The sequence below is a fragment of the Albidovulum sp. genome (assembly GCF_049646345.1).
GTDB lineage: Bacteria > Pseudomonadota > Alphaproteobacteria > Rhodobacterales > Rhodobacteraceae > Albidovulum.
Genome location: NZ_JBARVQ010000579.1, coordinates 1 through 1826 on the forward strand (window position 1 = coordinate 1; position 1826 = coordinate 1826).

At 66.6% G+C, this 1826-nt stretch carries 2 protein-coding genes; both read right to left on the minus strand.

Translation table 11 applies throughout. The annotated features are described in order from the left end of the window. Window positions 1-11: 11 nt before the first annotated feature. Window positions 12-779 (minus strand): glycoside hydrolase family 25 protein, encoded by a 768-nt coding sequence (locus tag WBB85_RS15040; RefSeq protein ID WP_432639414.1) that lies wholly within the window; start codon window positions 777-779, stop codon window positions 12-14. Between the two features lie 42 nt (window positions 780-821). Then, window positions 822-1826 (minus strand): NAD(P)/FAD-dependent oxidoreductase (locus WBB85_RS15045; protein ID WP_432639415.1); only part of this gene is annotated, 1005 nt, incomplete at its 5' end.

Here is a 1826-nt window from a genome sequence, read left to right on the forward strand (position 1 = left end):
ATGCCGCACTGTCAGCGTCTGCGCCGCATCAGCCAGGCGGCCCAGTCGGCTTCGGTCCCGGCAAAGGCGTTGAGGTCGGCATCACCCGAAATCCCCGGCACCACGCCGGTACCGGTATATTGCCAGAAGGCCCAACCCTGCCCCGGGAACTTTTCGCGCGGATGGCCGGCGACCGAGCGCAGCCAGAATTCTTCGCCGCGCAGCTTCCACAACTGATTGTCCTGCCAGAAATCCACCGCCGTGTAGATCACCGGGCGCTGGCCATAGTGGGCTCCGACGATGCGCTGGAAGGTCAGGATCTCGGCCCGCAGCACCGCCGGATCGGGGCGGGTGCGGCAAGTGCGGGACTGGTGGTTCCATTCGACATCCAGGACTGGCGGCAGGGCGCCGGGCGTATAGGGCACATTGGCGATGAACCAGGCGGCCTGCTCGACCGCCGGTCGGCAGAGATAGTAGAAGTGATAGGCGCCGCGCGGAATGCCTGCGCGGGCCGCACCCTGCCAGTTCTGCGCAAAGGACGGATCGGCGTGATCGCCACCCTCGGTCGCCTTGATGAAGGCAAAGGCCACATCCGCCCCGGCCACCTTGTGCCAGTTGATGTCGCCCTGATAGCGCGACACGTCAATGCCATGGACCGGGTGATGCGCAGGCGTGATGCCGCGCCAGTCATAGGGGTCGATATCGCTGAACCGGTGTGGGATGCCATCGACGCGCCCACCACCGCAGGCTGCAAGTCCGCATACCAGTGCCAATGCCAGAAACTGCCTGAACCGTCCCATTCCGCCCTCCTGCCCGGGGTCTTGCCTGTTTCGCACAGAATGTCACGAAAAGCGGTTTGGCGAAAGGGCTTCTACCGTAGCGCGATCAATTTCCGTGGCATGTCCGGCGATCAGATCGGCGGCAAGCTGGCTGGCCGCAGGGGCGGTCTGAAAGCCGTAACCACCCTGCCCGGCGAGCCAGAAGAAAGAGGGTTCGACCGGGTCGGGGCCGATGACCAGCACCCGGTCGGGGGCGAAGGTGCGAAGACCGGCCCAGGAGGCGAGAAGCCGCGTCACTGGTTCTGTGACCATCGCCTCATACCGCGCGATCCCTTCGGCCAGTACCAAATCCTTGGCCCAGGCGTCATGCGGGTGGGTCGGGTCCTCCTCGGCCGGGGAAACGATCAGCGCCCCGGCATCGGGTTTCGCATACCAGCTTTCGCCCGCCCCGAAGATCAGGGGCCAGCGCGCGGGATCGTGCCCGGCAGGGGCGGGGATGCGGGCCATTGACCGGCGCAGGGGCGTGAAGCCGAGGGGGCGGATACCCGCCATCCCCGCCACCTCATCGGCCCATGCACCGCTGGCATTGACCAGAATGCGGCCCTCGAAGCTTCCCTTCTGCGTTTCTGCCCGCCAGAGGCCGCCCGACTGGTCGATGGCGTTAACCCGCGCCCCGGTGACGATCTGCGCGCCCTGTCCTTTCGCCTCACGGGCAAAGTTCTGGATCAGAAGATCAGTGTCGATATCCTCGGCATGATCGCCGTAAGCGGCCCGGGACAGCCGCGCCGGGTCGAGGATCGGCACCATGCCCCGCGCCTCATCGGCGGCGATCTCATCCAGCCCGAGCGCCAGGCGGTCGGCATCGAACGCCGCGTGCTCCTCCGGTGACGCCACCAGAAGCATGCCACGCGGGCTGAGGACGCCCGTCCCGCGCAGGTGATCGCCGCTTGCCCGTGCAAGCGCCACCACCGGCGCAAGACCGTAATTCGGCTCATAAAGCGCGGCGGACCGGCCCGACGTGTGATAGGCGAGGTGATCCTCAGCCTCCAGCAGAACGACTTGTCCCAG

Excerpts from the sequence above, each read along its gene's own strand:
- WBB85_RS15040 (WP_432639414.1), bottom strand. The coding sequence starts at position 779 with ATGGGACGGTTCAGGCAGTTTCTGGCATTGGCACTGGTATGCGGACTT.